The organism is Methylobacterium sp. 275MFSha3.1 (genome assembly GCF_900108435.1).
In the GTDB taxonomy this organism is placed as follows: Bacteria; Pseudomonadota; Alphaproteobacteria; order Rhizobiales; family Beijerinckiaceae; genus Methylobacterium.
The window spans coordinates 97,139-123,233 of record NZ_FNWP01000015.1 but is presented as its reverse complement, the minus strand read 5'-3'; the positions used below and the strand labels follow the sequence as shown (position 1 = coordinate 123,233).

Annotated in this window: 26 protein-coding genes and 1 riboswitch; of the genes, 10 read left to right on the top strand and 16 right to left on the bottom strand. The window is 73.0% G+C overall.

Features of this window, described 5'->3' with window-relative positions:
* Positions 1 to 29 precede the first annotated feature (29 nt).
* From BLW78_RS18810 to BLW78_RS18800, 3 genes are all read left to right on the top strand, one after another.
* Positions 30 to 695, top strand: a complete 666-nt coding sequence (locus tag BLW78_RS18810) for an LON peptidase substrate-binding domain-containing protein (protein WP_091681347.1) — start codon at positions 30 to 32, stop codon at positions 693 to 695.
* Between the two features lie 12 nt (positions 696 to 707).
* Entirely contained in the window at positions 708 to 914 is a 207-nt protein-coding gene (locus BLW78_RS18805; RefSeq protein ID WP_020093643.1) for a Trm112 family protein, read from the top strand.
* Between the two features lie 500 nt (positions 915 to 1,414).
* Positions 1,415 to 1,804, top strand: coding sequence for a hypothetical protein (locus tag BLW78_RS18800; protein ID WP_020093644.1), 390 nt, complete (start codon positions 1,415 to 1,417; stop codon positions 1,802 to 1,804).
* A gap of 6 nt (positions 1,805 to 1,810) precedes the next feature.
* Here the strand turns inward: BLW78_RS18800 and BLW78_RS18795 are convergent, their stop codons facing one another.
* From BLW78_RS18795 to BLW78_RS18765, 7 genes are all read right to left on the bottom strand, one after another.
* On the bottom strand, positions 1,811 to 2,173 hold the full coding sequence (locus BLW78_RS18795; protein ID WP_020093645.1) for a SpoIIAA family protein: 363 nt from the start codon (positions 2,171 to 2,173) through the stop codon (positions 1,811 to 1,813).
* A gap of 177 nt (positions 2,174 to 2,350) precedes the next feature.
* Positions 2,351 to 4,540: a primosomal protein N' gene (locus BLW78_RS18790; protein WP_042671779.1), complete on the bottom strand. Its 2,190-nt coding sequence runs from the start codon at positions 4,538 to 4,540 to the stop codon at positions 2,351 to 2,353.
* A gap of 65 nt (positions 4,541 to 4,605) precedes the next feature.
* Positions 4,606 to 5,766 carry an MFS transporter gene (locus BLW78_RS18785; RefSeq protein ID WP_091681345.1) on the bottom strand — a complete coding sequence of 387 codons (1,161 nt, stop codon included), beginning with the start codon at positions 5,764 to 5,766 and terminating at the stop codon, positions 4,606 to 4,608.
* Between the two features lie 55 nt (positions 5,767 to 5,821).
* A complete protein-coding gene (locus BLW78_RS18780; RefSeq protein ID WP_020093648.1) occupies positions 5,822 to 6,079 on the bottom strand; it encodes a hypothetical protein in 258 nt (85 codons plus the stop codon).
* Positions 6,080 to 6,228: 149 nt separating this feature from the next.
* Entirely contained in the window at positions 6,229 to 7,341 is a 1,113-nt protein-coding gene (locus tag BLW78_RS18775) for an alpha/beta hydrolase (protein WP_091681344.1), read from the bottom strand.
* A gap of 124 nt (positions 7,342 to 7,465) precedes the next feature.
* Complete coding sequence (locus tag BLW78_RS18770) at positions 7,466 to 8,755, bottom strand: App1 family protein (protein WP_091681342.1); 1,290 nt, start codon at positions 8,753 to 8,755, stop codon at positions 7,466 to 7,468.
* Between the two features lie 24 nt (positions 8,756 to 8,779).
* Positions 8,780 to 9,178, bottom strand: coding sequence for a DUF3775 domain-containing protein (locus BLW78_RS18765; RefSeq protein ID WP_056525497.1), 399 nt, complete (start codon positions 9,176 to 9,178; stop codon positions 8,780 to 8,782).
* 192 nt (positions 9,179 to 9,370) lie between these two features.
* On the opposite strand from BLW78_RS18765, the gene BLW78_RS18760 reads away from it, so the two are divergent.
* A complete protein-coding gene (locus BLW78_RS18760; RefSeq protein ID WP_091681341.1) occupies positions 9,371 to 10,960 on the top strand; it encodes a hypothetical protein in 1,590 nt (529 codons plus the stop codon).
* A 60-nt stretch (positions 10,961 to 11,020) separates the two neighbouring features.
* Positions 11,021 to 12,343: an HlyC/CorC family transporter gene (locus BLW78_RS18755; RefSeq protein ID WP_091681339.1), complete on the top strand. Its 1,323-nt coding sequence runs from the start codon at positions 11,021 to 11,023 to the stop codon at positions 12,341 to 12,343.
* Positions 12,344 to 12,406: 63 nt separating this feature from the next.
* Here BLW78_RS18755 and BLW78_RS18750 read toward each other — a convergent pair whose 3' ends face one another.
* On the bottom strand, positions 12,407 to 13,795 hold the full coding sequence (locus tag BLW78_RS18750) for an aminotransferase (RefSeq protein WP_091681337.1): 1,389 nt from the start codon (positions 13,793 to 13,795) through the stop codon (positions 12,407 to 12,409).
* 146 nt (positions 13,796 to 13,941) lie between these two features.
* On the opposite strand from BLW78_RS18750, the gene BLW78_RS18745 reads away from it, so the two are divergent.
* Positions 13,942 to 14,475 (top strand): hypothetical protein, encoded by a 534-nt coding sequence (locus BLW78_RS18745; protein ID WP_091681335.1) that lies wholly within the window; start codon positions 13,942 to 13,944, stop codon positions 14,473 to 14,475.
* 30 nt (positions 14,476 to 14,505) lie between these two features.
* On the opposite strand, the gene BLW78_RS18740 is transcribed toward BLW78_RS18745, so the two are convergent.
* Positions 14,506 to 14,766 (bottom strand): DUF6894 family protein, encoded by a 261-nt coding sequence (locus BLW78_RS18740; RefSeq protein WP_091681333.1) that lies wholly within the window; start codon positions 14,764 to 14,766, stop codon positions 14,506 to 14,508.
* A 224-nt stretch (positions 14,767 to 14,990) separates the two neighbouring features.
* On the opposite strand from BLW78_RS18740, the gene BLW78_RS18735 reads away from it, so the two are divergent.
* On the top strand, positions 14,991 to 15,482 hold the full coding sequence (locus BLW78_RS18735) for a glutathione peroxidase (RefSeq protein ID WP_091681331.1): 492 nt from the start codon (positions 14,991 to 14,993) through the stop codon (positions 15,480 to 15,482).
* A gap of 12 nt (positions 15,483 to 15,494) precedes the next feature.
* Here the strand turns inward: BLW78_RS18735 and BLW78_RS18730 are convergent, their stop codons facing one another.
* From BLW78_RS18730 to BLW78_RS18715, 4 genes are all read right to left on the bottom strand, one after another.
* Entirely contained in the window at positions 15,495 to 15,815 is a 321-nt protein-coding gene (locus BLW78_RS18730) for a hypothetical protein (protein WP_139307696.1), read from the bottom strand.
* Positions 15,816 to 15,953: 138 nt separating this feature from the next.
* Complete coding sequence (locus BLW78_RS18725) at positions 15,954 to 16,745, bottom strand: ATP12 family chaperone protein (RefSeq protein WP_091681327.1); 792 nt, start codon at positions 16,743 to 16,745, stop codon at positions 15,954 to 15,956.
* A gap of 46 nt (positions 16,746 to 16,791) precedes the next feature.
* Positions 16,792 to 17,457 (bottom strand): HAD-IA family hydrolase, encoded by a 666-nt coding sequence (locus tag BLW78_RS18720; protein WP_020093660.1) that lies wholly within the window; start codon positions 17,455 to 17,457, stop codon positions 16,792 to 16,794.
* 70 nt (positions 17,458 to 17,527) lie between these two features.
* Positions 17,528 to 17,908: a hypothetical protein gene (locus BLW78_RS18715; RefSeq protein ID WP_020093661.1), complete on the bottom strand. Its 381-nt coding sequence runs from the start codon at positions 17,906 to 17,908 to the stop codon at positions 17,528 to 17,530.
* Positions 17,909 to 18,109: 201 nt separating this feature from the next.
* Between BLW78_RS18715 and BLW78_RS18710 the strand changes: the two genes are divergently transcribed.
* Complete coding sequence (locus BLW78_RS18710; RefSeq protein ID WP_091681325.1) at positions 18,110 to 18,823, top strand: alpha/beta fold hydrolase; 714 nt, start codon at positions 18,110 to 18,112, stop codon at positions 18,821 to 18,823.
* Here the strand turns inward: BLW78_RS18710 and BLW78_RS18705 are convergent.
* Positions 18,790 to 20,196: an RluA family pseudouridine synthase gene (locus BLW78_RS18705; protein WP_091681322.1), complete on the bottom strand. Its 1,407-nt coding sequence runs from the start codon at positions 20,194 to 20,196 to the stop codon at positions 18,790 to 18,792. The genes BLW78_RS18710 and BLW78_RS18705 overlap by 34 nt on opposite strands.
* A gap of 142 nt (positions 20,197 to 20,338) precedes the next feature.
* Positions 20,339 to 20,806: an NUDIX hydrolase gene (locus BLW78_RS18700; RefSeq protein WP_091681320.1), complete on the bottom strand. Its 468-nt coding sequence runs from the start codon at positions 20,804 to 20,806 to the stop codon at positions 20,339 to 20,341.
* A 104-nt stretch (positions 20,807 to 20,910) separates the two neighbouring features.
* Positions 20,911 to 21,104: riboswitch (cobalamin riboswitch) on the top strand.
* 284 nt (positions 21,105 to 21,388) lie between these two features.
* Here BLW78_RS18700 and BLW78_RS18695 point away from each other — a divergent pair.
* Entirely contained in the window at positions 21,389 to 23,572 is a 2,184-nt protein-coding gene (locus BLW78_RS18695; protein WP_091681318.1) for a TonB-dependent receptor, read from the top strand.
* Positions 23,566 to 25,026 (top strand): peptidase, encoded by a 1,461-nt coding sequence (locus BLW78_RS18690; protein WP_091681316.1) that lies wholly within the window; start codon positions 23,566 to 23,568, stop codon positions 25,024 to 25,026. Before BLW78_RS18695 ends, BLW78_RS18690 begins: the two co-directional genes overlap by 7 nt.
* A 74-nt stretch (positions 25,027 to 25,100) precedes the next feature.
* On the opposite strand, the gene BLW78_RS18685 is transcribed toward BLW78_RS18690, so the two are convergent.
* Positions 25,101 to 26,087, bottom strand: coding sequence for a helix-turn-helix domain-containing protein (locus BLW78_RS18685; protein ID WP_091681395.1), 987 nt, complete (start codon positions 26,085 to 26,087; stop codon positions 25,101 to 25,103).
* Positions 26,088 to 26,095: the final 8 nt, after the last annotated feature.

Genomic DNA, 26,095 nt, shown 5'->3' with positions numbered 1-26,095 from the left:
CCCACCGTTCGGCCCCTCTGGGAGGCGCCATGAGCACCCATGCGAGCTACAAGGGCCCCGCGGATTGCCCGGCCGTGATCCCGGTCTTCCCGCTGTCCGGCGCGCTGCTGCTGCCGCGGGGACAGATGCCGCTGAACATCTTCGAGCCGCGCTACCTCGCGATGGTCGACGATGCCATGCGGACGGACCGGATTATCGGGATGATCCAGCCCGACCCGGAAGGGTCGGGTGGATCGAATCCGAAGCTCTACCGCGTCGGCTGCGCGGGCCGCATCACCCAGTACGCCGAGACCGGCGACGGCCGGTACCTGATCTCGCTCACCGGCGTCACCCGGTTCCGGGTCGAGAGCGAGCTGGCCTCGATCGGCCCCTATCGCCGCTGCCACGTCTCCTACGACGAGTTCGCGGTGGACTTCGAGCCGCGGGCGGGCGAGGAGCAGGTCGACCGCGAGGGCGTCCTCAAGGCGCTGCGCGATTTCGTGGAGTCGAACGACCTCAAGGTGGACTGGGCCGGGATCGACGAGGCGCCCGACGAGGCGCTGGTCAACGCCCTGTGCATGATGAGCCCGTTCGGCGTGCGCGAGAAGCAGGCGATGCTGGAGGCTCCCGACCTGAAGACCCGGGCCGAGATCCTGATCGCGGTCACGCAGATGGAACTGGTTCGCGGCTCGGGTCCCGAGTCGCCGATGCAATAGGTTGCCCTACCGATGTCCAACGATCTCACCGCCCCAGTCGAGGCGACCCGCGTCGACCCCAAGCTCCTGGAGATCCTGGTCTGCCCGCTGACCAAGGGCACCCTGGAATACGATTCGGCCCGGCAGGAGCTGATCAGCCGCTCGGCGAAGCTCGCCTACCCGATCCGCGACGGGATCCCGATCATGCTTCCCGAGGAAGCCCGGCCGCTGACCGACTGAGCGCCGCGAGTCGCTCCGGCCGTCCCGCGCGGCCCGTCACAACCCGCGAGGGCGGCGCGGCGCGCTGGTCGGCTGCCCGCGCCCGCCGACGGATCCGATCATGGATCCCGCCCGGCCCGATCGAGGCCGGTTGCTCAATCGCCGGCCCGCCCCGAGGCGCCCGAGGCTCTCCCGCGCGGGCAGGTTCGGCCGCGGTCTCGCGGGCGCTTTCCCGCGGGCCCGGCGATCCTCGACAGGCGCGAGCAGGACCTCGGCCGCCTCCGTCTCCTCCGTGATGAGCGGAGACTTGGACGCTCCGGTCGGCAGATCAGTCCACAGCATCGTCCGCAACGAGCTTGACTATTGGCCGGGGGACGGTCGGCCGTAATCTATCTTGAACAAGCGGGAGGCAGCCATACTCTTGCCGCTTCCATCGTTCAGCGTCGAGTCATCCTCGATCGATGATTCTGACCGTGCACGCCGCTTCCGGCGGTGTCCGCTTCGCTGAAAGATTGCATCGCATGACCAAGCTGACCGCGGTCGCGGCCCTCGCCGCCGGCCTTCTCCTCCCGACGTGCCTGCCCGCCAGCGCGGGGCCGAGCGCGCATAACGGGCGGTGGTCGGTGGAGCTGGTGACGGAGAGCGGCCTGTGCAGCGCCCGCTACACCTACGCGCTCGCGATCCGCGAGGGGCAGGTGCAGCTCATTTCCGGCAGCGCCGGGGCGCAGGTCAACGGCCACGTGCGGCCCGACGGCAGCGTCGGCATCACGGTCAGCAACGGGACGGCGAGCGGCACCGGCACCGGCCGACTCCAGGCCGGCAGCGGCGCCGGCACCTGGAAGGTCTCGTCCCTGTGCTCGGGCCACTGGACCGCGCGGCGCAGCGACACCCGCACCGCGCAGGCCGACTGAGGTCGCTCAGGCGGCCGCGGCGAGCCAGCTCCGCGCCTCGTCGATGCGGGCGCGCTCGAACACCTTGATCTGGGTCGGCGACACGAAGTTGAAGGTCTCGGCCAGCGCCTTCAGCCAGGGCGCGTCCGTCACCAGGGCGACGTGGCTGATGCTCTTCATCATCGAGATGCCGAAGCGCGGGTCCTTGAAGAAGGCCGCGGGCTCCATGCCCTCGAAGGCGCGGATATCCTCGAGCAGCTTGATCTTGCCGCCCTTGTCGAGGTCGGCCTTCATCGCGGTCATCGCCGCGTTCATCTCCTCGTCGGTGATCTTCCCGTCGACCACGATCTCGGCGACATTCGAATCCGGCGTCTTGGTGTAGGTCAGCACTGATCGCTCCTCCGGGAACCGCATGCGTCCCGTAGCCGGTCTCCGACCAGGGTCCGCCGCCCGTGACCTGAGCCATACCCGATCGCGGGACGAACCGGTATGGCCCCGGACCCTCGCTCTGACGTGCCTCCCGACGGCGAACCGGCGTTCACGAAACCGGGAGGCCCGCGAAGTCTCCTACAAAAAGCTCTGCGGGTCGACATCGATGGCGACCCGGACGTTGCCCCGCACCTTCGGGCCCCGGGCGATCCAGGCGCGCAGGTAGGCCTGGAGATCGACGTTGCGCTCGGTCTTCACGAGCAGCCGGAACCGGTAGCGGCCGCGCACCAGGGCGAGGGGCGCCTCGGCGGGGCCCAGGACCATCACGCCCTCCGGCGGCTCGGCGGCGCGGGCGAGCGCCTGCCCGTGCGCCTCCGCGACCTCGCGCTCGCTCGCCGAGACGATCAGGGCCGCGAGCCGCCCGAACGGCGGCAGGCCGGCCGCCTCGCGGGCCTGGATCTCCTCCGCGTAGAAGCGCTCGGCGTCGCCCGAGAGGAGCGCCGCGATCACCGGGTGGTCCGGCTGGTAGGTCTGGACCAGGGCGCGCCCGGGCTTCTCGCCGCGTCCGGCGCGCCCGGTGACCTGCTGGAGCAACTGGAAGGTGCGCTCCGCCGCCCGCGGGTCGCCCGAGGTCAGGCCGATATCGGCGTCGAGCACGCCGACCAGCGTCAGGAACGGGAAGTTGTGGCCCTTGGCCACGAGTTGCGTGCCGATCACGACGTCGCACGCGCCGGCCGCCACCGCCTCGAGTTCCTGGCGCAGACGCTCGGCGCCGCCGGGAAAGTCGCTCGACAGGACGACGATGCGCCGGTCCGGGAACATCTCGGCCGCCTCCTCGGCGATCCGCTCGACGCCGGGCCCGCAGGCGGTGAGGTTGTCGAAGGTCCCGCACTCGGTGCAGGCCTCCGGCCGGCGCTCCGCGTAGCCGCACTGGTGGCAGACCAGCGCCCGGCGGAACCGGTGCTCCACGAGCCAGGTCGAGCAGTTCTTGCACTGGTAGCGATGGCCGCAGGCGCGGCAGAGGGTCAGCGGCGCGTAGCCCCGGCGGTTGAGGAACAGCAGCGCCTGCTCGCCGCGCTCCAGGGTGCTCTTCACCGCGTTGACCAGCGGCGGGCTGAGGAAGCGGCCGCGCTCGGGCTGGTCGAGGCGCATGTCGATCGCGGCGATGTCGGGCAGGCGCCGGCCGCCGAAGCGCTCGGGGAGCAGGACGTGCCGGTAGCGCCCCCGCGCGGCGTTGACGCGGGTCTCGATCGCGGGCGTCGCCGAGGTCAGGACGACCGGGCAGCCCTCGAGGCGCCCGCGCACCACCGCCATGTCGCGGGCGTGGTAATGGACGCCGTCCTCCTGCTTGTAGGCCGTCTCGTGCTCCTCATCGACCACGATCAGGCCGAGCCGCGCGAAGGGCAGGAACAGGGCCGAGCGCGCGCCGACCACCACGAGCGCCTCGCCCTCGGCCACGGCGGCGCGCAGGCGCTCGCGCCGCTTGCCGCCGATCCCGGAATGCCACGCCGCCGGCCGGACCCCGAACCGGGCGGCGAACCGGTCGAGGAACTGCGCCGTCAGGGCGATCTCGGGCATCAGGATCAGGGCCTGCCGCCCGGCCCGGACGCAGGCCGCCACCGCCTCGAAATAGACCTCGGTCTTGCCGGAGCCCGTGACGCCCTCCAGCAGGACCGGGCGGAGATCGTCGGATTCCCGCGGCTGCGGCCGGTCCCACGGGAAGGGGGCGACGAGGGCCGCCACCGCCTCGGCCTGCGCGGGCGAGAGCGGCGCCCGCGGGAAGTCCGGGTCGGGCCGCGGCGCGACCGGCTCCGGCTCGACCGCGACGGTCTCGAGGACGCCGTCGTCGATCAGCCCGTCGACCACCGAGAGCGAGACGCCGGCCTCCTTGGCGAGCGCGCTCTTGCCGCGCAGGGCGCCGTCGGCCGCCGCGGCGAGCACCTTGGTGCGAGCCGGGGTCGGCCGGGACGGGGGCTTGTCGGTGAGGCGCACGGCGACGCGGGCGGTCTCGCCGGCGGCCGCCTCGTCGGGCAGCCGCAGGACCATGGCGAGCGCCGAGCCCTTCGGCGCCAGCGTGTAGCGGGCGATCCAGTCGACGAGGCTGCGCAGCGGCTCCGACAGGGGCGGGTAGGGGAGGCGGCCGGTCACGGGCCGCAGGTTCGAGCCGCCGGGCGTCTCGGCGACGCCCCAGACCACCCCGACGATCTCGCGCGGGCCGAGGGGCACCTGCACCACGTCGCCCGGGGCGAGGTCGAGCCCGGCCGGCGCCACGTAGCTGTAGGGCGTATCGAGGGCGAGCGGGATCAGGATCTCGGCGACGGCGGGCATGCGGGGCTTTTCGGGCGGGTCCGTTCCGGGTCCGTACCATAGGCGCGGGAAAAGAACCCGCCGCTTCAGCGATCCCGCAGCGCCGGCACGAGCGGCAGGGCCGCGAGGCTCAGCGCCGCCATGGCCCAGAAGGCCGAAGCGCCGAACGCCCCGTAGAGCGCCCCGGAGGCGAGGGTCGCGGCGACGCCCGACAGGCCGAGGCCCAGCGTGCCGTAGAGCGCCAGCGCGGTCGTCCGGAGATCGGCCGGCGTCGACGCCTCGATGAGGCTGAGGCAGGCGAGGTGCAGGAGGGCGAAGCTCAGCCCGTGCAGGGACTCGGCGGCGGCGAGCCAGGGAAGCGCGGTCGTGGATGCCAGCACCGCCCAGCGCAGCCCCCCCGCGCAGGCCGCAACCGCGATGCCGGTCGCCGGGCCGATCCGCGCCAGCAGGGGCGGTCCGACCAGCAGGAAGACCAGGACCTCGGCGGCCACCGAGACCGACCAGAGCAGGCCGGCGGTGGTCGCCGCGATCCCGGCGGACCGCCACAGGATCATGGCGAAGCCGTCGTGCATCGCGTGCGCGCCGATCACCAGGGCGGCGACCAGCACCGTGCGGCGGAAGCGCGGCAGGGCCACCAGGGCGGCGAAGCCCCGCCACCGCGCCCCGGCCTCGCCGCCAGGGCCGGCGGGCAGCGCCAGGGCGGCCGCGCCGGCGGCCAGGAACAGGCCGCCGCTCGCCAAGAGGGCGGCGGCGAAGCCGTGGAGGCCGATCAGCCAGCCGGCCGCGGCGGTGCCGACGATGAACGCGGCCGAGCCCGCGCCGCGGACCCAGCCGTACTGGAACGCCGCGCCGCCGCGCGCGGCGGCCAGGGCCAGCGCGTCGGCGAGGGGCGCCGGGGCCGCGGTGCCCGCCGCGTAGAGGAGCGCCGGCCCGATCAGCTGCGCCAGCCCGGTGCCCGGCAGGTGCGCCAGGGCGCTGAGCCCGGCCAGCGCGAGGCTCGCCGCCAGGACGGATCGGCCGGCCCGGTGGCGGTCGGCGAAGGCGCCGGCCAGGGGCCCGACCGCGAGACGCAGGGCGCCCGCGGCGGCGAGGAGGAGGCCGATCTCGCCGGGCGTCAGGCCGCGCGCGGCGAGGAAGCCCGGCAGGACCGGCGACAGCACCCCGTAGGCGCCGTAGAGCGCCGCGTAGAGGACGAGGAATCGGGCGAGCCCGCCCCACCGTCCCGCCCCTGTCGCCCGCCGCTCCATCGGCGGAGCGTAGCACCGGCGGGCGTCCCGGTGTCAGGTCCGCGCCGGGCTTTCGTCAGCAGGGTCGGCGGACGGCGTAGCGGTAGCGCCGCCCCTGCGCGTCGAGCAGCTCGCTGTCCGGCCCTTCCTGCCACACGACCTCGTCCTCGGGACGGGCCGCGTCGGTCAGGGTCGCCCCGCGGACGATGTCGAGGCTGAGGCCGAACCCGTAATTGGTCGCGGTCGCGTCGGTGATCGCGGCCGAGATGTCGGCCTCGTCGGGCAGGCAGGCGAACAGGACGCCGTCGGCGATGGCAAGGGTGTAGGTTTGCACGGATGGCCTCCAGGAGGCTCTAGGAGCGTGGACCGGCTGCGAGGGGCCGAACCTAGGCATCGCGGCCCGGATGTGAACCCTCACCACCGAGATGCTGCATTGCACCATTTCGTGAGCACGAACTCCGCGCGAGCCCGCGCCGCCGCGCCTCAGCGACCCAGATGATCGTCGAAGAAGTGCGCCATTTCTCCGAAGACTTCCCTGGTTTCGGGCGCGTCCGGCGTGAACAGGCACTGGGCGTGGGACATGCCCTCGAACACCTGCAGCGACGCCTCGATCCCGGCGGCGCGCAGCTTCCGGTGGGTGCGCACCGTGTTCGACAGGAACAGGTCGCGGGTGCCGGTGACCAGGATCGCGGGCGGGAGGCCGGCGAAGTCGCCGTAGATCGGCGAGAGCTGCGGGTCCTTCAGGTCGCGGCCGGCAGCGTAGAGCTTGGCGGCCGGCGTCAGGTAGCCGGAATAGCTGACGAGCACGTTGTCGAGCCACTCGTTGGTCCGGTAGCTGTCGCCGGTCTCGGTCATGTCCGACCAGGGAGTCCCGAGACCGATCGCCGCGGGCAGCGCCAGCCCCTCGGCCTTGGCGCGGAGCATCAGGGCCAGCGTCATGCCGCCGCCCGTTGAGGTGCCGAACACCGCCATGTTCCGCGGCTTCTGCATGGACAGCATGGCCCGCCACACGGCGGTCGCGTCGTCCATGGCGGCCGGGTAGGGCGCGTCCGGCGGCATGCGGTAATCCACCGAGATGACCTTGTAGCCGCCGAGGCCGGCCATCAGGATCGCCTCCAGCGTTCCGGCCTCGCCGGGATTGTAGACGTAGCCGCCCCCGTGGATGTGCAGGAGGAGCCGGTCGCGGTTGGCCTCGGGGATCTGCCGGGGCTGGATCACGAAGGCCTTCACGCCGCCGATCACCGCGGCCTCGCTGGTGACGCCCAGCTTCTCGCGGAGCGCCGGCAGGGTGGCGGCTCCGGCGGCAGCGAGCTTGTCGACCAGCGCCTTCCAGGCCGCGGCGTCCGGCGGGTTCGCGTTCCAGGCCGGCACCCGGTAGGGCGCCGCCACCGCGGTGCGGAATTGCGGGCTCGTCGTGTCGGGGACCGGCACGACCTTGGCCGGCGCCGTCCGCGGTCCCGGAGCGGCGTTGGCCGCGCCCATCTCGGCCTCCAGCTGGGCGAAGCGCGGCACGGCCCGCTCCGCGGGCGCGGCCTGCCCGAAGGCGGCCTGGGTGCCGCAGGCGATCATCAGCAGCGCGGACAGGCTCAGGCGCATCTCGATTCCTCCCGCGGCAGCCCGTTCCGCGACCCGTCTCGGCGGGTGCCGGCCGCGCTCGGCCGATACCTATCGGAGCGGGCGGCCCGCGACAGCCGCCCGGGTGACGATCACGGCCGCGCGTTCACGCACCGAGCCGCGGGAGCGCGGCCGGCGTCTCCGGCTCGACCACCAGGGTCGCCGGCACGGCGCCGTCGCCGGCGAGGGCCTCGGCGATCGCCTCCGGCCCGATCGGGTCCTCGGCCGCGCCGGCGACGCCCGACGGTTCCGGCGTGATCCGGGCGGTCTCCCGGCGCGGCCCGGCCTCGGCCGCCGCCGCGTGCTCGTCGGCGACGCCGGTCACCGCCCCGGGCGCGATCAGCCCGATGGCGGCCGCGTGCTCGGCCATGGCGACGCTGTCGGCGGCGAGCACGAGGCTCGATCCGGCCCGGGCGACGGCGCCGGCGAGCCGGACGATCTCCTCCACCCGCGCGGAGCCGCGGGACACGTTGCGGATGTAGACCGCCAGCACCCGCCCGGGATTCTCCTCGACGATCTGCGCGTAGACCTCCGGGTCGTGCTGGCCGCTGTCGCCGATCAGCACGAAGGGCAGGTCGCGGTAGAGGGCGAGCATGTGGCGGATCAGCGCGTGCTTGTGGTCGGTGGCCCGGCGCGGCAGCGGGTGGGTCCAGGAGAGGCCCCATTCCCGCAGGAACAGCACCGGGCCCGCCGGGATGCCGTGGCGCTGGAAGAACTCCGAGAGCATCTCGTAGAGGCCCCAGGGCGCGCGGGACACGTAGAGCATCGGGTTGCCCTCGTCGCCGCCGGCGCCCGCGTGGAGGGCGCGGTAGAGGGCGGCGACGCCCGGGAAGGCGACGCGGCTCTCGGCATCCTCCACGAACAGGCGCCAGAGCATCTTGAGCTTGTTGGCGACGCCGGTGCGCATGACCGTGTCGTCGATGTCGCTGACCACGACGCAGCGGCAGCGGTCGGGCGGGATGAACACCGCGCCCTCGGCGGGGATCGGCGGATCGGCCTCGAGGCGGAGTTCGACCGCGTGCCAGTCACCCGTCTCGGCCGGAGGCGAGCGCGGGTGCAGGTGCACGCGGAAATAGCCGTCCCGGTCGGTCTCGACCCGGACGGCATCGTCGCCGAACCGGGCGGTGACGGCCGCACCGGCGATCGTCCGCCGGGCAATGCGGCGGCGCAGGTCGCGCCACTGCGCCCGCAGGGATTCGGGATCCTCACCGGGTATCCCCGGCGACTGCCGGAAGACCCGGCCGATCAGGAACACCTCGTCCCGTGACCCGTAGCCGCGGTAGGGCTCGACCACGAGCCCGCCGCGGCCCTTGCCGCCACGCCCCTGCGCGCGGCGGACCGGCCGCGTGAGGACCCGCAGTGCCTTCGTGGCGCCCCTGCGCGCGCGCGAGGCCATGGCGACCGGCCCCCGTCCGGGCGCTCAGGCCTGCGGCAGTTCGGGGCTAAGCCCCATCGCGTCGAGGCCTTCCTCCAGGAGGTCGCCGGCGTCGGGAGAGCCCAGCAGTTCCCGCGCGGCGCCCTCGCCGGCGGCCTCGCGCTCGCGGGCGAAGCGGACAGCCTCGCTCCACTCCTCCGGCTCCATGTCGCCGCGCCCGACGTAGAGGAGGGCGAGCAGCTCGGCACGGGAATCGTCGTCGAGCCCGGCGATCAGGCCGCGGACCTCGGACTCGGTGGCGTCGTCGGTGCCGGAGACCAGGACGTCGGTGGCGCCGTCATCGATCGGGTTCGAACCCGAATCCGGGTCGGTATTGCCCTCCTTCACCTCGATGGCGCGCAGCCGCATGACGATGTCGGTGACGGTTTCGACGGCGATGTCCATGCGCTGATCTCCGGGCGCTGAAAGGGTCGGGCAAGCGGGGCCCTCAAGCCGCGACAACGGGCGAGCGGGCGCCGGGTTCGCCCCATCCCCATCGAAGGCGGGTTGCGTGGTCCGCGCCACTTTCCGGCTCCGCGACCGTGAGATAGAGGCTGCGAGACTGTTCCGACATCTGGATCGACATTGGCGATAGACGTGGTTTCTACAAAGACTGCCCGGACATCGCCTGCCGATACCGTCATTCCCTGTGCACGCGACGGCGCCTCCCGCGGCCCGGGCGGGCGCCGCTGGCGCCTCGTCGCCCTGGCGGGCCTGTCGGCCCTGGCCGGATCCGCGCTGATCGGGACGCGCCCCGCCGAGGCCCGGCCCGCGGGCTACGAGGGCAGCGCCCCGAGCTGCTTCCTGACCGGGGGCGGCGCGCTGGAGATCTGCCGCGAGGGCTCGGAGGCCGAGGGCGTCCTCATCGCGCCGGCGCCCTGCGCCTTCGTGCGCGGCGTGCAGATCCTGCGGCTCGCCCGCTCCGAGGCGCCCGGCCCGCTCCAGGCCGTGTTCCAGGGCCAGACACCGGTGGCGTCCCGCCGGGACGAGCCGTGCCCGGAGCGGCGCGCCACCGACAGCCGCGACGGCGGCGCCCTTCGCACCGGCCGCACCTTCGAGGCCCTGGTCACGACGCTGCCGCCCTCGGCCGACCGGTTCTGGGTCGACCTGCCGGAGGAGCGCGCGCGGACGCGCGGCTGGTCCGAGCCGACGCCGTCCGCGGAGGGCATCGGCCCGCGCGACCCCATCGCCGTGACGGGCCGGACCTGGGCCGGCGAGGCCTACAGCTACGTCTTCCTGCTCGGGCAGGAGCGCGTGGGCGTCACCGGCGGCGACGCGGCCGAGCCCGAGCGCCGCGGCCGGCGTCGGCGCCGGCGGGCGGAACCGGACGCGCCGGCGACGGGCCCGGCCGACGTCCGGCGCCGCGTCCAGATCGAGGCGCGCACCCTCGACTTCCAGACCTTCGAGATCCGGACCCGCACCGCCGACGGCTACGGGCTGGCATGGGCGCCGTTCGAGGCGGGCGCCGGCCGCGGCCGGCGCGCCGACCCGCCCGTCCCCGCCGCGGTGGTCGACGAGGCGGGCAAGCCGGTCACGTCGGCCTGCACGGCGCCGGCCTTCGAGACCCACGGGCTCGCCGGCTCGATCAGCGTCGTCGACCGCACCTATCACTACGTCTACACCGACGTGCTGCCCGAGGATTGCGGCCTCGCCCCCGAGAAGCGCCGCACCGGGCTGTTCCTGCGCACCGCGCAGGACCTGTCGGGGCCGAAGGTCTGGTCGACGGCGCGCAAGCTCGCCGGGCCGCTGCCGCCCGGGACCCTCGTGCGGGTGGCCCGCGCCAAGGGCATGCCGCGCTGGGCGGTCTCCTACACGTGCCAGCGGCCCGCCAACGCCCCGGGCGGTCCGGTGGCGGATATCTGCCTGCAATACACGGCCGACCTGAACCTCGACGGGATCGGCGCCCTCAAGCTCTACGCCGATCCGGTGGAGGCGGGCCGCTCCGCCGCCTATCTCGGGCTGCGCTCGGGGGGCGACGGCAGCGGCCGGTACGACCGGAGCGCGCATTTCTGGATGACCGACGCGGAGGGCAACCTCGACACGCCGGCGATCTACCCGAACAAGGCGGGCTTCCTGACCTGGCTCGACCGGCTCGCCCCGACCGCCTCCGGGCGCGACGCGTCGAGCCTCTACGGGCGGCCCGTCTACTGGGGGACGTGGACGGTGCGCCCGATCGGCGCGCAATAAGTCGCAGGAGGCGCTATATGGGCGGCCGACAAGCCGCGCGAGGCGTGCCTGACGGACCCGATGGAAACCCATATCGACCTGTGGTTCGCCGCGAGCATCGTGGCGATCTCGCTGCTGCTCTCGGCCTTCTTCGCGGGCGCGGAGACGGCCTTCACGGCCGCCTCGCGAGCCCGGATGCACGCCCTGGAGCAGGCGGGCGACCCGCGCGCCGCGATCGTCAACCGCATCCTGGCGATCCGCGAGCGCTTCATCGGCGCGATGCTGATCGGCTACAACATCGTGGCGATCGGCGCCTCGGCCTTCACCACCAGCGTGCTCACGGCGCTGTTCGGCAAGAGCGGCGTCATCTACGCGACGGTCGGCATGTCGGTGCTGGTCATCGTCTTCGCCGAGGTGCTGCCGAAGACGCTGGCGATCTCCAAACCCGACAAGGCCGCCCTGCTCACCGCCCGCCCGGTGGCCTTCGCGGTGGCGCTGATGGGCCCGCTGGCCATCGCCATCGAGCACGTCGTGCGGGTGATGCTGAAACCGTTCGGCGTCACCATCGGCGAGCACCAGTCGATCCTCACCGCCGCCGAGGAGCTGCGCGGGCAGGTGGCGCTGATGCACCGGGAGGGCGGCGTCGCCAAGGCCGAGCGCGACATGCTGGGCGGCCTCCTCGACCTGTCGGACCTGTCGGTCTCCGACGTGATGGTCCACCGCACGAAGATGCGGGCGATCGACGCCGACCAGCCCTCCGAGGACATCGTCCGGGCGGTGCTGGCCTCGCCCTACACCCGCATGCCGCTGTGGCGCGGCACGCCCGAGAACATCGTCGGCGTCCTCCACGCCAAGGACCTGCTGCGGGCGCTCGACGCCGCGGGCGGCGACGCCTCCGGCCTCAAGGTCGAGGCGCTGGCCCTGGAGACGTGGTTCGTGCCGGGCACGACGTCGCTGCGCGCCCAGCTCAAGGCCTTCCTGACCAAGAAGACCCACTTCGCCCTCGTGGTCGACGAGTACGGCGAGGTGATGGGGCTCGTGACCCTGGAGGACATCCTGGAGGAGATCGTCGGCGACATCGCCGACGAGCACGACGTCACCGTCTCGGGCGTGCGCCCGCAGGGGGACGGGTCGGTGAACGTGGACGGCGGCGTGCCGATCCGCGACCTGAACCGGGCCATGGACTGGGACCTGCCCGACGAGGAGGCGACCACCATCGCCGGCCTCGTCATCCACGAGGCGCGGACCATCCCGGACCAGGGCACCGCCTTCAACTTCCACGGCTTCCGCTTCCAGGTGCTGCGGAAGGCCAAGAACCGGATCACCACGCTCCGCATCACGCCGCTGACCGCGGCGGGGCTCCAGGCGGCCGCGCTGCCGGACGCGCCGCGCGACGCGGTGTGACGGCGGCAGGCGACCGCCGCGGCCGGGGTCCGCGCCCGCGCCGCGACGCGCGCGGGGCGGTCCTCAGCCCGGCATCGCCTCCAGCCCCTCGGCGCGGATCCAGTCGCGGGTGCGGTCCAGCGCGCGGCCGAGCCGGTCGAACAGGGCGTCGATCTCGTCCGGCGCGATGATCAGCGGTGGGCAGACGGCGACGCGGTCTCCGGCAAGCGCGCGCACGATCAGCCCCTCGCCCTGCGCGAAGGCGACGCAGCGGGCGGCCACGCCCTTCTTCGGATCGTACTGCCGCTTGCTGGCCTTGTCGGCGACGATCTCCAGGCCGCCGATCAGCCCGAGGCCGCCGGCCTCGCCCACGATGTCGTGCCCGGCGAGCGCCGCCAGGCGGCGCTGGAACTGCGGCGCCTTCTCGGCCGCGCCCTCGATCACCCGGTCGCGGCGGTAGATCTCGATCGCCTTCAGGGCCACCGCGGCGGCCACCGGGTGCCCGGAATAGGTGGTGCCGTGGCCGAAGGTGCCGATCTTCTCGCTCTGGCCGATCAGCGCCTCGTAGAGCGGTTCGTCGATGCTCACGCCGCCGAGCGGCATGTAGGCCGAGGTCAGGGCCTTGGCGAAGGAGATCGAATCGGGCCGGGCCCCCAGCGCCTCGCTGCCGAACCACGTGCCGAGCCGGCCGAAGCCGCAGATCACCTCGTCGGCGATGAAGCGGACGTCGTACTTGGCCAGCACCGCCTGGATCGCCGCGAAGTACCCCCGCGGCGGCACGATCGCGCCGCCCGCGCCCATCACCGGCTCGGCGATGAAGGCCGCGACCGTCTCCGGCCCCTCGCGCAGGATCGTCTCCTCCAGCTCGGCGGCGAGGCGCGCCGAGTAGGCCTCCTCGGTCTCGCCCGGCTCGGCGCCCCGGTAGTGGTGCGCGGGCGAGACGTGCAGGAAGCCCGGCAGCGGCAAGTCCCAGTCGGCGTGGTTCGCGGCGAGCCCGGTCATCGAGGCGCTCGCGACCGTGACGCCGTGGTAGCCCTTCTGGCGGGCGATGATCTTCTTCTTCTGCGGCCGCCCCAGGGCGTTGTTGTAGTACCAGGTCAGCTTGACCTGCGTGTCGTTGGCCTCCGACCCCGAGGAGGTGAAGAAGATCTTCGAGGTCGGGACCGGCATCAGCTCCTTCAGCGTCTCGGCGAGCTCGATGCCCGGATCGTGGCTGCGGCCGGAGAACAGGTGCGTGAAGGGCATGCGCGCCATCTGCGCCCGGGCCGCCTCCACGAGCTCCGCGTTGGAGTAGCCCAGCGCCGTGCACCACAGGCCGGACATGCCCTCGATGTAGGAGCGTCCCTCGGTGTCGTAGACATGCACGCCCTCGCCCCGTTCCAGCACCAGCGGGCCGGTCTGTCGGTGCGTCGACAGGTTGGTGTAGGGATGGAGGAGGGTTTCGACGTCGCGGGTCGCGAGGTTCGAGAGCATGGTTCGCAAGGTCCTCGTGCGCGGGTGACCGCCGCCACACTACCGACCCGATGCCCCGTCAGGTAGCCCGGAGGATCCGCGTCCGGCCGTTGCCGGACGCATGCCGCCAGCGCTACTCCAGCACCGCCCCTCGCCGCGCCCGACCGATGCTCAACCCGGAAGCCTACGTCGCCCAACCCGCTCCCGGCCGCGCCTGCGGCGCCTGCACGCTGTGCTGCAAGGTCTACGACGTGCCCGCGGTCGAGAGCGTCGCGGGCCAGTGGTGCCGCCATACGAAGGCCGGCCAGGGCTGCGCCATCCACGCCACCCGCCCGGACCATTGCCGGGCCTTCCACTGCCTCTGGATGACGGAGGGATGGCTCGGCCCGGAATGGAAGCCGGACCGCGCCAAGATGGTGCTGAGCCTCGATCCGCTCACCCGCAACATGAACGTGCAGGTCGATCCCGGACAGGCGAACGCGTGGCGGCGCGAACCCTATTACGGGCAGCTCAGGCGCTGGGCCGTGGCCTCGGTGCCCCTGCGCCGGCACGTGCTGGTCCACGTCAACAAGAGCACCACCGTCATCCTGCCGGACCGCGACGTCAGCCTCGGGATCGTCGGCGCCGACGAGCGCCTCGTCACCACCGACCGGATGACGCCCCAGGGCCCGAGCTTCGACGTCCGGAAAGTGCCGGCCTGAACCGGGCGACCGGCCGGACCCGGGGCCGGCTCAGCGCTCGGTGCCGGAATGCCGCCGCATGACCGGGGATTCGACCACCAGGAACGTCATCTGGAACAGGATCAGCCCCGTCTGGTCCGTCACCTCGATCCGCCAATCCTCGCCGAGGGCGATGCGCTGGGCGTCCTGCTTCAGGATGTCGCCGGCGCGCCGGACGGCTTCGAGCCGGGCGGATTGCCAGTCCGGCAGCTCCGTTCCCGCACCGTCCAGGATCGAGGATCCGTCGTGGATGTTGAAGTGATAGCGCGGCATCCACACGTCCCGGCCGGGTCCAGGCGGGGGATGCGGGTACCCCTCACTCGCGGCCGTGCCGAGTCCCGTCGCCGCGATTGACGGACTCGTTACGCCACGCCCGCCGGCTCGGCCATATACGGAGTTAGAGTCGCGGCCGGGATCGCCGGGCCGCGCCGCGGGCCGACGCGATGTCGCGACGCGCGAGCCTTGCGGATCCGGTCGGTTTGCCCGAGTGATCGGCCATGACGACCGTTCACGATTTCAGCGTCTCCGCGGCCGACGGAACGCCGTACCCGCTCGCGCAGCACCGCGGTCAGGTGCTGCTCATCGTGAACACGGCCTCCCGCTGCGGCTTCACACCGCAATACGAGGGGCTCGAGGCGCTCTGGCGCCGGCACCGGGATGCGGGCCTGACGATCCTGGGATTTCCCTGCAACCAGTTCGGCGCGCAGGAGCCGGGCGACGCCGCCGAGATCGCGAGCTTCTGCGCGCTGCGCTACGACGTGAGCTTCCCGGTGCTCGCCAAGGTCGCGGTGAACGGGTCGGGCGCCGATCCGCTCTACGCCCATCTCACCCGGGCCCGGACCGGGCTGTTCGGCACGCGGGCGGTCAAGTGGAACTTCACCAAGTTCCTGGTCGGACGCGACGGCCGGGTCATCGCCCGGTTCGCACCCGGGACGAAGCCCGCGGCCCTGGAGGCGAAGATCCAGGCTGCCCTGGCCGAGCCAGCCTGAGCCGCGCCCGCGTCAGACCGCGTCGAGATCCGCGGCCTCGGCGGAGACCGCGCGGCGCACGTCGATCCGTTCGCGCACGCGCAGCACCGTCCGCAGGGGCGCGATCGGGAACGGGCGCACCGACTCGCGCAGGATCCCCGTCAGGAACCGGATCTCGGCAATCTTGCGCAAGGTCAGATCGGGCGCACCGGCGCCCTGTGCTCGGCGCTCGAGGTCCGAGAGGGCGTCGAACAGCGCGTAGCGCCCGTCGAGATCGCGGGAAAACTGTTTCGACGCGATCAGATTGGCCAGTTCGCCTTCAAAACTGCAACGGACAGGCTGATCGGAACGCATCGTCGACTCGAACACAATGTGCGTCGAACCCTAAAACAGTGTTCGCGCTTTGTCAGCCGCCGACGCGGGGCGGGCGCCGCGAATGCGGGATTGTTGCGCAATTGCATCTGCGCGACCGCACCGGACCGCAGCCCGGGCTCAGCCGCCGGCCGCGACGAACGCGGCGGCCGCCTCGAACTCCGTCCGGCGCGCCTCGAGGCGGGCCTCCGCCTCGGCGTCGCGCCCCCAGACGGCGGCCTGATAGGTCTCGTCCACGTGGGCCGCGGCCCAGGCCTCGGCCGGTGTCAGCCGGCCCTCGAGAACAGCCAGGGCGATCAGCAGGGAGCCGGTCAGCGTCGTCAGGGTGTGCAGGCCCGCCAGCCGGAACGGGTCGGTCACCGCGTTCACCGCCGCGGAGAGCGCGCGGATCGTGTCGGCCGGCTGCGCGACGTGCATGACGCCCTCGCTCAGGATGACCCGCGCACCGAACGCGTCCCGGGCCCAGGCGAGGATCGGATCCCAGGCCTCCGCCTGGGCCGCCACGAGGCGCTCCGGATCCCCGGCGCGGTAGGCCACGAGATCGGTGCCCGCGTAGGCGCAGAGATCCGCCGCGACCTCGGCGAGGCGGGGCGTGACGCCGTCGATCGCCGTGTTGGCCAGCCGGGTCAGGGGCATCCGCGCGGGGTCGATCGCCGTGTCCTGGGCCTGCCACTCCGCCGCGACGCGCTCGGCCAGGGTCCGGCTGGGGAGACGCAGCGGGTTGCGGGCCGGCGTGTTGGCCGGACGTCCGTCCAGGGTCAGCCGGAACCCGTCGGCATCCTCGGAGAAGCCGGCTTCCTTGTAGAAGCGGTGGGGCAGGGCCGGCTTGGCGTGGCCGCGGGCGGCCCGGACCGGGTCGGGCCTGTCACCGTCGCTCGGTTGCCCGAGCCAGTCTGTCGTCTCATCGCTCATGGAGGCGAGATAGGCGCTTCCGGCCCCGCGCGCGAGCCTCCCGCGATCAGGAGCCGGTCGCGAGCCCCTCGAGGAGCAGCGCCTCCAGCGCGGCGGCACTCGGGACCACCGTCACGGCCCCGGCCCCGTAGAGCGCGTCCGGCGGATGGTAGCCCCAGGCGACCCCTACGGCCGTCGCACCGGCCGCCACGCCCATGGCGATGTCGAAGGTGGTGTCGCCGACCATCACGGTGGCCTCGGGCTCGCAGCCCGCCTCGCGGATCGCCTGCTGCAGCATGGTCGGATCCGGCTTCGACGGCGCGTCGTCGGCGCTCTGGGTCGTGGCGAACCAGTCCGCCCAGCCGTAATGCGCGATCAGCCGGTCCACACCGCGCCGCGACTTCCCGGTGGCGAGGCCGATCAGCACGTCGGAGCGCCCGTGCAGCCGGGTCAGCAGGTCGGCCATGCCGGGGAACAGGGGCTCCTCGTGGGCGGGGTCGAGCCGCAGGCGGTTGTAGGCCTGCTTGTAGCTCTCCGAGAGTTCCGCGACCGGGCCGTCCTCGCCGACGAGGCGCCGGAAGGCCTGCGGCAGCGACAGGCCGACCACCGACAGGGCCTCCCGCCGCCCGGGCGCCGGCAGGCCGTTCTCCGCGAACGCCACCTCCTGGGCCGCCACGATCAGGTGCTGGCTGTCGACGAGGGTGCCGTCGACGTCGAAGACGACGAGCCTCATCGCGACCGACGCGCCGGAAGTCGCGCCGCGAGCCGCCCCGCCGGCGCGGGTGAAAGGAGGCGGGTCCCCGTCACGGCTTCCGGCCCGGCTGGGCCGGCGCGGCCGCGGCGGGCTGGCCGCCGGGGATCCGGGTCCGCTCGTAGCCGAGCCGGCACCGGATCAGGAAGCGCCGGCGCTTGCCGCCGCGCAACCCGCGCTGATGCGAGGCGCGGTTGCAGGCCGCGTAGGAGCGCCGCCGGCGCTCCGCGCGGGCACTGTTGGCGGTGCGCGGGGCGGCCTGCGCGGGCGCCGCGCCCGGGGCGGGCGCCGGGGCCGGATGCGGGGTCGCCGTCTCGGGGGGGTGGGTGCCGTTCGCCGTCGGCGCCGCCCTGGTCGTCTCGCCCGGCGCGGCATGCGCGATCGGCCCGGTGAGGCACAGGGCGGCGAGGCAGGCCAGCATCGCGAGCTTCATGTGTCAGGGTCTCGAACCGCCGGGAACAGGCCCCGCGGCGGATCGGCGGGGCGCGGGGCAGCATATGAGGCGGCGCGGCCGGTTGCCAAGGCATGCGCCGCGCGGGACGCTCGGTCCGCACCCGACTTTCACCGGAGATGCCGCGGCGCTGACGGGCGCTGGCGTGACGGTTATCGGGGGGACGGGAAGGGTGATCCGGCGATGAACCTCGTGCTGCTGCCCGGCTTCATGACCGATGCCGACCTCTGGTCGGACGTGGTCGCGCGCCTCGCCGAGGTGGGTCCGATCACGCACGGCGACCTCGCGCGGGACGCCGCCATCGCCGACATGGCGCGCCGCGTCGTCGCGGAGGCGCCGCCGCGCTTCGGGCTCGTGGGCTTCTCCATGGGCGGCTACGTCGCCCGCGCGGTCGCCCGGCTCGTGCCGGACCGGGTGGAGGCGCTGGTCCTCGTCGCCACCTCGTCGCGGGCCGACACGCCGGCCCAGGCGCGCCGGAAGGCCGCCGCGGTCGCCCATATCCGCCAGCAGGGCTACCGGGGCCTCAGCCGGTCGGCGATCCTCCAGTCGGTGCACCCGGACCGCGCCGGCGACGCCGCCCTCCTGAGCCGGATCCGGCAGATGGGCGACCGCCTCGGCGGAGAGGTCTTCCTGCGCCAGGCCGGGCAGGCGCGCGAATCCGATGGCGACCGCCTCGGCGCGATCGGCTGCCCGACCCTGGTCGTGGCGGCGGCCCAGGACGCCCTGCGCAGCCTCGACGAGGCGCGGGAGCTCCGCGACGGCATCCCGGGCGCGACGCTGAGGGTGATCGACGGGTCGGGCCACATGCTGCCGCTCGAGGCCCCGGACGCGCTGGCGGACGCGATCGTGCCCTGGCTGCGGGCTCAGGCCTCCGGAGCCTCGACGATCGGGTCGTAGCGGGCGGCGTCGAAGCCCAGGAGGTTCCAGCTCTGCGCCATGTGGGGCGGGAGCGGCGCGCTCACGTCGACCGGCTTGCCGGTCCGCGGGTGCGGGATGACGATCCGCCGGGCGAGCAGGTGGAGGCGGTTCTGGATGCCGCCCGGCAGCTCCCAGTTCTCGACGGAGAAGTATTTCGGGTCGCCCACGATCGGGTGGCCGATATGGGCCGCGTGGGCGCGCAGCTGGTGCGTGCGGCCGGTGACCGGCTTGAACGACAGCCAGGACAACTTCTGGGCCGCCTGATCGACCATCGCGTAGTAGGTCAGCGCGTGGCTCGCGCCCTCGTCGCCGTGCTTGGCGACCCGCATCCGCGCGTCGGCGTCGGTGGGCTCCTCCTTGGCGAGGTAGGTCGAGACGCGTCCCTGCCGGACCCGCGGCACGCCCGCGGTGAGCGCCCAGTAGATCTTCCGCGCCGCCCGGGACCGGAAGCTCTTGGCCAGCGTCGCGGCGGCGAGCCGGGTCTTGGCGATGATCAGGCACCCGGCCGTGTCCTTGTCCAGCCGGTGGACGAGGCGCGGCTTCTGGCCGTCCGGACCCGTGAGGGCGGCGAGCAGGCCGTCCACGTGCCGGACCGTCCCCGAACCGCCCTGGACCGCGAGGCCGAAGGGCTTGTTGAGGATCATCATGTCGGCATCCTCGTAGAGGATCAGCGACCGGATGAAGGCGGCGTCGTCCTGCTCGCGGGCGGCGCTGCGCGGCCGCTCGGTGGGCTGGTCGAGGCGCAGCGGCGGCACGCGCACGCTCATGCCCGGCTCCAGCCGGTCGTTCGGCTTGGCGCGCTTGCCGTCGACCCGCAACTCGCCCTTGCGGACGATGGTCTGCACGCGGGTGAAGGGCAGGAGCGGGAAGCGGGCGGTGAGGAAGCGGTCGATCCGCATCCCGGCCTCGTCCGGCTCGACGGTCAGGGTCTGCACGCCGGAGGCGAGGGTCGCGGAGGCGGCGGCGCGCTGCTCGCGCCGGGTCGGACCGGGCGCGGGGGCAGAGGCGGTGGCGAGGGCCGGGGAGGGGGCCGCCGAGCGCTTGGCCGGCGGCCGGCCGCCGGGCTTGCCCGCCGCGGCGTCGCGCGGTGCGGCAGCGTCGCGGCGCGGCTTCGGCGGCCGGGCCGGCGCCGGGGCCGCAGCGGCCTGCGCGCCCCAGGGATCGCGGGTGCCGGCATCCTCGCCGCGGTTGCGGGCCGCGCGCTCGGCGGCGTCGCGGGCGCTGGTGCGCGGGCCCGTGCGGGCGCGGCCGTCGGCCTGGGCCTTGCCGCCCCTGAACTTGCTGGCGCTGGACTTGCCGGCCTGAGGCTTGCGCCCCGTCGGCCCGCCGCTTCTGGGAGGTCGTATCGTCATGCTTCCGCCGGCACCCGTCTCCGCGTCGGACGGAGCGTCCGGGCGCATGGGCCGCGGCGTCGCGGACGTCCGGACCGATGGGATTGCCCGGCTGTAGCATCGCCCGCGCCGAGCGGCAAAGGCAGTGGGCCGGCCCGGTCCGTCAGGGCTCCGCGCGCCACGCGTCGCGGAGGCGGGCCTTCAGGCCGGCGGGGAAGAGGTCGGGACCGCCCGGCACGTCGAGCCCGTCCAGATCGCACCACCGCGCCACGCAGGCGGTGCCGGAATCCTCGTGGAAGACGAAACGCTCCTGCCCGTCGAACCGCCCCGGCGGCAGGGCGACGGGGAACAGGAACAGCACCTCGTGCCCGACCTGCCCCTCGTGCGTGAAGATGTTCTCCATGACGCGGGGGCCGCCGAGCACCGAGACGGTGACGCCGAGCTCCTCCCGGAACTCCCGGATCAGGGCGTCCTCGACCCGCTCGCCGAACGCGACGCTGCCGCCGAGCGGCCGGACGCCTTTCAGCCGCCCATCATCCGCGCGGACCTCGGCCACGAGCAGGCTGTTGCCGCGCCGGGGCAGACCCAGTGCCTTCACGCGAATCTCCGCAGGGGGCCGCCAGACCGTCATCCCGCAGGGGCTAGCCCGTCGTCGGCGAGGCCGCAACGGACCGGCGCACAGCGCGCCGATCCACGGCAACAACCGGACACACGGTTGACGCCCGCCCCCGCTAAGGCCAAGCTGTGTTCGACGGTTCCCCTCGGGGATCAAAAGGGAACGCGGTGAGGGGTTCGCCCCGAAGCCGCGGCTGCCCCCGCAACTGTAAGCGGCGAGCCCTTCACCACCACGTCACTGGGTCACCCCGGGAAGACGGTGCGAGGGCGGCGACCCGCGAGCCAGGAGACCTGCCGTCAGCCGTGGTCACACGCGAAACGCGCCGGGCGGGGTGTCCTGGCGGGTGTCGAGGCGCCGCCAGTCCCGAGGGGAGGCGGCCGCCGAGGCCTCGTTCGCGGTGACGTGCCACAGCTAGCGCGCCCGCGACGCCGTTCCCCATGCCCGTCTCCGCCGTCCCGAACCCCTCGAGCCCTGTCGCAGGACGCCGTCGCGCGCCCGCACGGGCAGAGGCTACCGGACAGCGCGCGCATTGTAATGTTATTACAATGCTTGTAGGACGCGGGGGCCGGCGCGCGCCGTGCACGGACCGCTTTCCCCATGTCTCCATCGACCCATCGCTCCCGCCCCGGCGGGCGGGCCCCGCTCTGCGGCGTTCTCCTCGCGCTCCTCGCCAGTCCGACCGCCGCCCAGGAGGCGGTCACGCTGGATGAGCTGTCCGTCGCCGGCGCGGGCGGCGACCCGAGCCGCCTGCCGCCGAATGGCCTCAACCTGCGCACCCCCGACCGGACCGCGAGCCGCCTCGGCCTGACGCCGCTGGAGACGCCGGCCAGCCTCGACATCGTGTCGGGCGAGACCGCGCGGCTGCGCGGCCAGGACACGATCGCCGAGGCCGTGACTCAGGACGCGACCGGCATCACCACCATCGCGGCGCCCGGCAACGGCAACGGCGCGTTCACGTCCCGCGGCTTCGCCGGCCCGAACTCGATCCAGCAGCTCTACGACGGCACGCGCTTCTACGTCGGCGCCAACACCGTGACCTTCCCGTTCGACACGTGGAACGTCGAGCGGATCGAGGTGCTGCGCGGGCCGTCCTCGGTGCTCTACGGCGACGGCGCCATCGGCGGCGTCATCAACGTGGTGCCCAAGAAGCCGGTCTTCGTGCCGATCAACGCCGCCCGCGCGGTGATCGGCACCGACGGGGTCGCGCGGCTCGCCCTCGATTCCGGTGGCCCGCTGGGCCAGGCGGAGTACGGCGACACCTTCGCGTACCGCCTCAACGTCAGCGGCAACCGCGCCGACGGCTGGATGCGGCCGGAGGGCGATTTCCGCAACCTCGCGGTCTCCACCGCCCTGCTGTTCCGGCCGAGCGCCGACCTCGCCTTCACCCTGAGCCACGATCTCGGCTACCAGGAGCCCGCCCGCTACTGGGGCACCCCGTTGGTCGAGGGACGGATCCCGGATCTCATCCGGTTCAACAACTACAACGTCCGCGACGCGAAGATCACCTGGGCCGACAACTGGACCCAGCTCAAGACCGAGTGGTCCCCCTCGGCCGACATCACGATCCGCAACACCGCCTACCGGCTGACCAGCCGGCGCCACTGGCTCGACGTCGAGCAGTACAGCTACAACCGCGGCACCGGGCTCGTGGACCGGGGCGACTACCTGGAGATCTACCACAGCCAGGAGCAGGTCGGAGACCGCCTCGACGCGACGTTCCGGGGCAGCCTGTTCGGGCTGCCGAACCAGTTCGTAGCCGGCTTCGACGTGAATCACATCGACTTCCGCCACACCAACAACTTCTACTTCGACCAGACCACGAGCGTGCCGCTCACCGGCTACGATCCGGGCCTGTTCCCGCAGAACGGCCGGGCGCGCCCGGCCTACGCGACGCAGACGAGCCAGGCCTCTGTCTTCGCCGAGGACCGGGTGATCCTGTCGGACAAGCTGTCATTCCTCACGGGCGTGCGCCTCGACGTGCCGACGCTGAACCGCGAGGACCTGCAGACGGGATCGCGGTTCGAGAAGACCTATCGGGCGCTCGGCTACCGGTTCGGCCTCGTCTACAACCCGACGCCGGACAGCGCGCTCTACGCCCAGTACAGCTTCGCCACCGACCCGGTGAACAGCCTGATCACGCTGTCGCAGTCGCTGGCCGGCTTCAAGCTCGCGACCGGCGATCAGGTCGAGATCGGCGCCAAGGGGCTGGCCTTCGACGGCGCCCTCGAATGGACCGTCGCGGGCTACCGGATCGTCAAGGACAACCTGATCTCGGCGATCCCCGGCCAGCCGACGCTGTCCACGCAGGTGGGGAGCCAGTCCTCGCAGGGCTTCGAGCTGGCGCTCGGCTGGCGCTTCGCGCCGGGCTGGCGGCTCGACGGCAACCTCGCGCTCCTCCACGCGCAGTACGACCGGTTCGACCAGACGGTGAACGGCGCCACCGTCTCGTACGCCGGCAACCAGCCGATCGACGTGCCCGAGCGCGTGGCCAATCTCTGGCTGACCTGGGACGTCACCCGCGACTGGACCGCGCGGGTCGGACTGCAGAACGTCGGGCAGGTCTACAGCGACTTCGGCAACACGGCGCGGCGCCCCGCCTACAACCTCGTCAACGCGGTCCTGGACCATCAGGTGACGGCGGATTCACGCCTGTCCGTGCGGGTCTACAACCTGTTCGACAAGGTCTACGCGATCTCGGGCAACGCCGTGAACGGGGTCGGGACCAACTGGCTGCTCGGGCGCCCGCGCTCGGTCGAGGTCGCCTACACGGTGACGTGGTGAGCCTGCCGCGCCGGCTCGGCAAGGCGGGACGGCGCTGGCTGCTCCTGTTCCACCGCTGGGCCGGGATCGCCGCGGGGCTGTTCTTCGCGCTGTGGATCGGCTCTGGGCTGGTGATGCTCTCCGTGCCGTTCCCGGCGCTCACCGAGGCCGAGCGGCTGTCGCGGCTCGCCCCGATCGCCTGGGATCAGGTCGCGGTCGCGCCGGACGCGGCGCTGCGGGCCGGCGGGCTCGCCGGCGTGCCGGCCGCCTTCGGCCTGGAGATGCGGGGCGACGAGCCGGTCTACCGGATCGCCGGCCACGACGGCGCCCGGGTGACGGTCTCGGCACGGACCGGCGCGCGGCTCGGCCCGCTGACACCCGCAGACGCGCTGCGTGTCGCGGCCGGTGGTGCTCCGGCTGCGCAGGCCGAGCTGGTCGCGCGCGACCAGTGGACCGTCACGGCCCGCTACGACCCGCTCCGGCCTTTCCTGAAGGTGGCCCTCGGCGACGCCGCGGGGACCGAGCTCTACGTGTCTGCGGTGACCGGCGAGATCGCCCTCGACACGACACGCTTCGAGCGGGGCTGGAACTGGGTGGGTTCGGTGGCGCACTGGATCTACCTCACGCCGCTGCGGGCCCGGCCGGAGCTGTGGCGGACGATCCTGTTGTGGCTCTCCGGTTTCGCCGCCCTCGGCGCGCTGAGTGGAGGCGTGATCGGGATCTGGCGCCTGCGCCTTCGGCGGCGCTACGCGGCCGGGGCGGTCACGCCCTATCGCGGGCTGGCGCGCTGGCACCACCTGCTCGGCCTCGCGGGGGGCCTCGGCTTGAGCACGTTCATCGTCAGCGGCTGGATCTCCATGAACCCGAACCGCTGGTTCAGCGCGACCAGCCCGCCGGTAGCGTTGCGCGCCGCCTATGCCGGAACCCCGCCGGCGCTCGGCCTCGATCCGCACCGGCTCCGCGATGGCGCCGTGCCGGATACGCGCACCCTGCGCTTCGCCGCCATCGGCGGACGCTGGTGGATCGTCGCCGAGACGGCGGACGGCCTCCCGACGGTCGCAGCGGACGGCGCGACCGCCCTCGACGCGCGCAGCATCGCGACGGCCGCGGCAGACGGTTTCGCGGACGGTCCCCTCCGGTCGATCCGCCCGTTATACGCCTACGACGCCTACTGGTATCCCCACGGGGCCGACCCACGGCCGCTTCCGGTGCTGCGCCTGCGCTTCGGCGACGCGGCCGCCACGTGGCTCCACGTCGATCCCCGGGACGGCACGATCCTCCAGCGCCTGGACCGCTCGGGCCGGATCAACCGCTGGCTGTTCGACGCCGCGCACCGGCTCGACCTGCCGGGGCTCACCGGCAACCGCCCCCTGCACGATATGGCCCAGTGGGTCCTGAATCTCTTGGCGGCGGGCATCGCGGTCACCGGGATCGTGGCGGGCTGGCGCAGGCTGCGTCGGACGCTGTCCGCCTGAGGTCGGTTTCAGCGTGTGCTGTCGAGCGGTCGAGATCGGCCCGGCGGTGGCTTCCGATCCGGTCGTGCTGCGCGTCAGGACGACAGCCCGGAGGCGGACGCAAATACCTCCACGTCCGGCCTGTGCGCCTGTCGGTATTCACGGGGGCTCACGTCGTAGCGATCCTTGAAGCGGCGCGCGAAATGCGCCTGGCTGCTGAAGCCACAGCCATAAGCCAACAGGCCGATCGACAGGGTGGCGCAGGCCGGGTCGGTCAGGCGCTTGGCTGCCACCTCCAGTCGGCGTCCCCAGATGTAGTCGGAGATGTGCCGGCCGCGCTCATGAAACAGCTCCTGCAGCCGCCGCAACGACACGCCCATCGCGGCGGCGAGCCGGGGCGGGTCCAGGTTCGGATCGCTCAGGTTCGCCTCGACATAGGCTTTGGCGCGCTGAACCGTGACGTTGCCGTGGACGGAACGGGGTACCTCCTGCGCCATCCGTTCGGCGAGGCTCGCCACGATCAGGTCGACGCCGATCGATGCCATGCGCTCGGCCGCGTCAGGGGTGAGGCGATCGCTGACCCGGACGAGTTCCTGAAGGTACGAGCCCGTCAGGGTCGTCGAGGCGAGGTCCGCTGCAGCCGTGAGCGCGGTGTAGAGCCGGGACGGGCCCAGAACGGTCTCGAAACGCTGGCGCGGCAGATCGATAACCAAGGAGTTGCCGGTCTCCGCCTCCATCACGGATGAACTCGAGTCGAGCAAGATGAGGTCGCCCGGCTTGGTCTTCGCCTCCCGGTCAAGCTGCTGGATTGTATCCCGTCCGGACAGCTTCAGGAGCACGAAAACCCGATCGGGGTTCCCGCGGCGTCGCGCTTCGGCGTCCGTGATTCTGGTCCGCACGGTTGTGTGCCAGAAATGCGAGATCGGCATCGCGCCGATACACGTCACGTCCAGCCGTCCCTGGAACGGGAGACCATCCGGCGTCTCGATCTCGGCAGGCACGAGCCGCTCGCAGACCAGTTCCCGCCATTGGCGAACCGCGTTTCTGGGATGAGTCCCATCTGTCGAGAAAAACGGTTGCATCCGCCGCC

Coding starts and splice junctions, on each gene's coding strand:
- BLW78_RS18810 (WP_091681347.1), top strand. CDS start 30: ATGAGCACCCATGCGAGCTACAAGGGCCCCGCGGATTGCCCGGCCGTG.
- BLW78_RS18805 (WP_020093643.1), top strand. CDS start 708: ATGTCCAACGATCTCACCGCCCCAGTCGAGGCGACCCGCGTCGACCCC.
- BLW78_RS18800 (WP_020093644.1), top strand. CDS start 1,415: ATGACCAAGCTGACCGCGGTCGCGGCCCTCGCCGCCGGCCTTCTCCTC.
- BLW78_RS18790 (WP_042671779.1), bottom strand. CDS start 4,540: ATGCCCGCCGTCGCCGAGATCCTGATCCCGCTCGCCCTCGATACGCCC.
- BLW78_RS18785 (WP_091681345.1), bottom strand. CDS start 5,766: ATGGAGCGGCGGGCGACAGGGGCGGGACGGTGGGGCGGGCTCGCCCGA.
- BLW78_RS18775 (WP_091681344.1), bottom strand. CDS start 7,341: ATGCGCCTGAGCCTGTCCGCGCTGCTGATGATCGCCTGCGGCACCCAG.
- BLW78_RS18770 (WP_091681342.1), bottom strand. CDS start 8,755: ATGGCCTCGCGCGCGCGCAGGGGCGCCACGAAGGCACTGCGGGTCCTC.
- BLW78_RS18765 (WP_056525497.1), bottom strand. CDS start 9,178: ATGGACATCGCCGTCGAAACCGTCACCGACATCGTCATGCGGCTGCGC.
- BLW78_RS18755 (WP_091681339.1), top strand. CDS start 11,021: ATGGAAACCCATATCGACCTGTGGTTCGCCGCGAGCATCGTGGCGATC.
- BLW78_RS18750 (WP_091681337.1), bottom strand. CDS start 13,795: ATGCTCTCGAACCTCGCGACCCGCGACGTCGAAACCCTCCTCCATCCC.
- BLW78_RS18745 (WP_091681335.1), top strand. CDS start 13,942: ATGCTCAACCCGGAAGCCTACGTCGCCCAACCCGCTCCCGGCCGCGCC.
- BLW78_RS18740 (WP_091681333.1), bottom strand. CDS start 14,766: ATGCCGCGCTATCACTTCAACATCCACGACGGATCCTCGATCCTGGAC.
- BLW78_RS18735 (WP_091681331.1), top strand. CDS start 14,991: ATGACGACCGTTCACGATTTCAGCGTCTCCGCGGCCGACGGAACGCCG.
- BLW78_RS18730 (WP_139307696.1), bottom strand. CDS start 15,815: ATGCGTTCCGATCAGCCTGTCCGTTGCAGTTTTGAAGGCGAACTGGCC.
- BLW78_RS18725 (WP_091681327.1), bottom strand. CDS start 16,745: ATGAGCGATGAGACGACAGACTGGCTCGGGCAACCGAGCGACGGTGAC.
- BLW78_RS18720 (WP_020093660.1), bottom strand. CDS start 17,457: ATGAGGCTCGTCGTCTTCGACGTCGACGGCACCCTCGTCGACAGCCAG.
- BLW78_RS18715 (WP_020093661.1), bottom strand. CDS start 17,908: ATGAAGCTCGCGATGCTGGCCTGCCTCGCCGCCCTGTGCCTCACCGGG.
- BLW78_RS18710 (WP_091681325.1), top strand. CDS start 18,110: ATGAACCTCGTGCTGCTGCCCGGCTTCATGACCGATGCCGACCTCTGG.
- BLW78_RS18705 (WP_091681322.1), bottom strand. CDS start 20,196: ATGACGATACGACCTCCCAGAAGCGGCGGGCCGACGGGGCGCAAGCCT.
- BLW78_RS18700 (WP_091681320.1), bottom strand. CDS start 20,806: ATGACGGTCTGGCGGCCCCCTGCGGAGATTCGCGTGAAGGCACTGGGT.
- BLW78_RS18695 (WP_091681318.1), top strand. CDS start 21,389: ATGTCTCCATCGACCCATCGCTCCCGCCCCGGCGGGCGGGCCCCGCTC.
- BLW78_RS18685 (WP_091681395.1), bottom strand. CDS start 26,087: ATGCAACCGTTTTTCTCGACAGATGGGACTCATCCCAGAAACGCGGTT.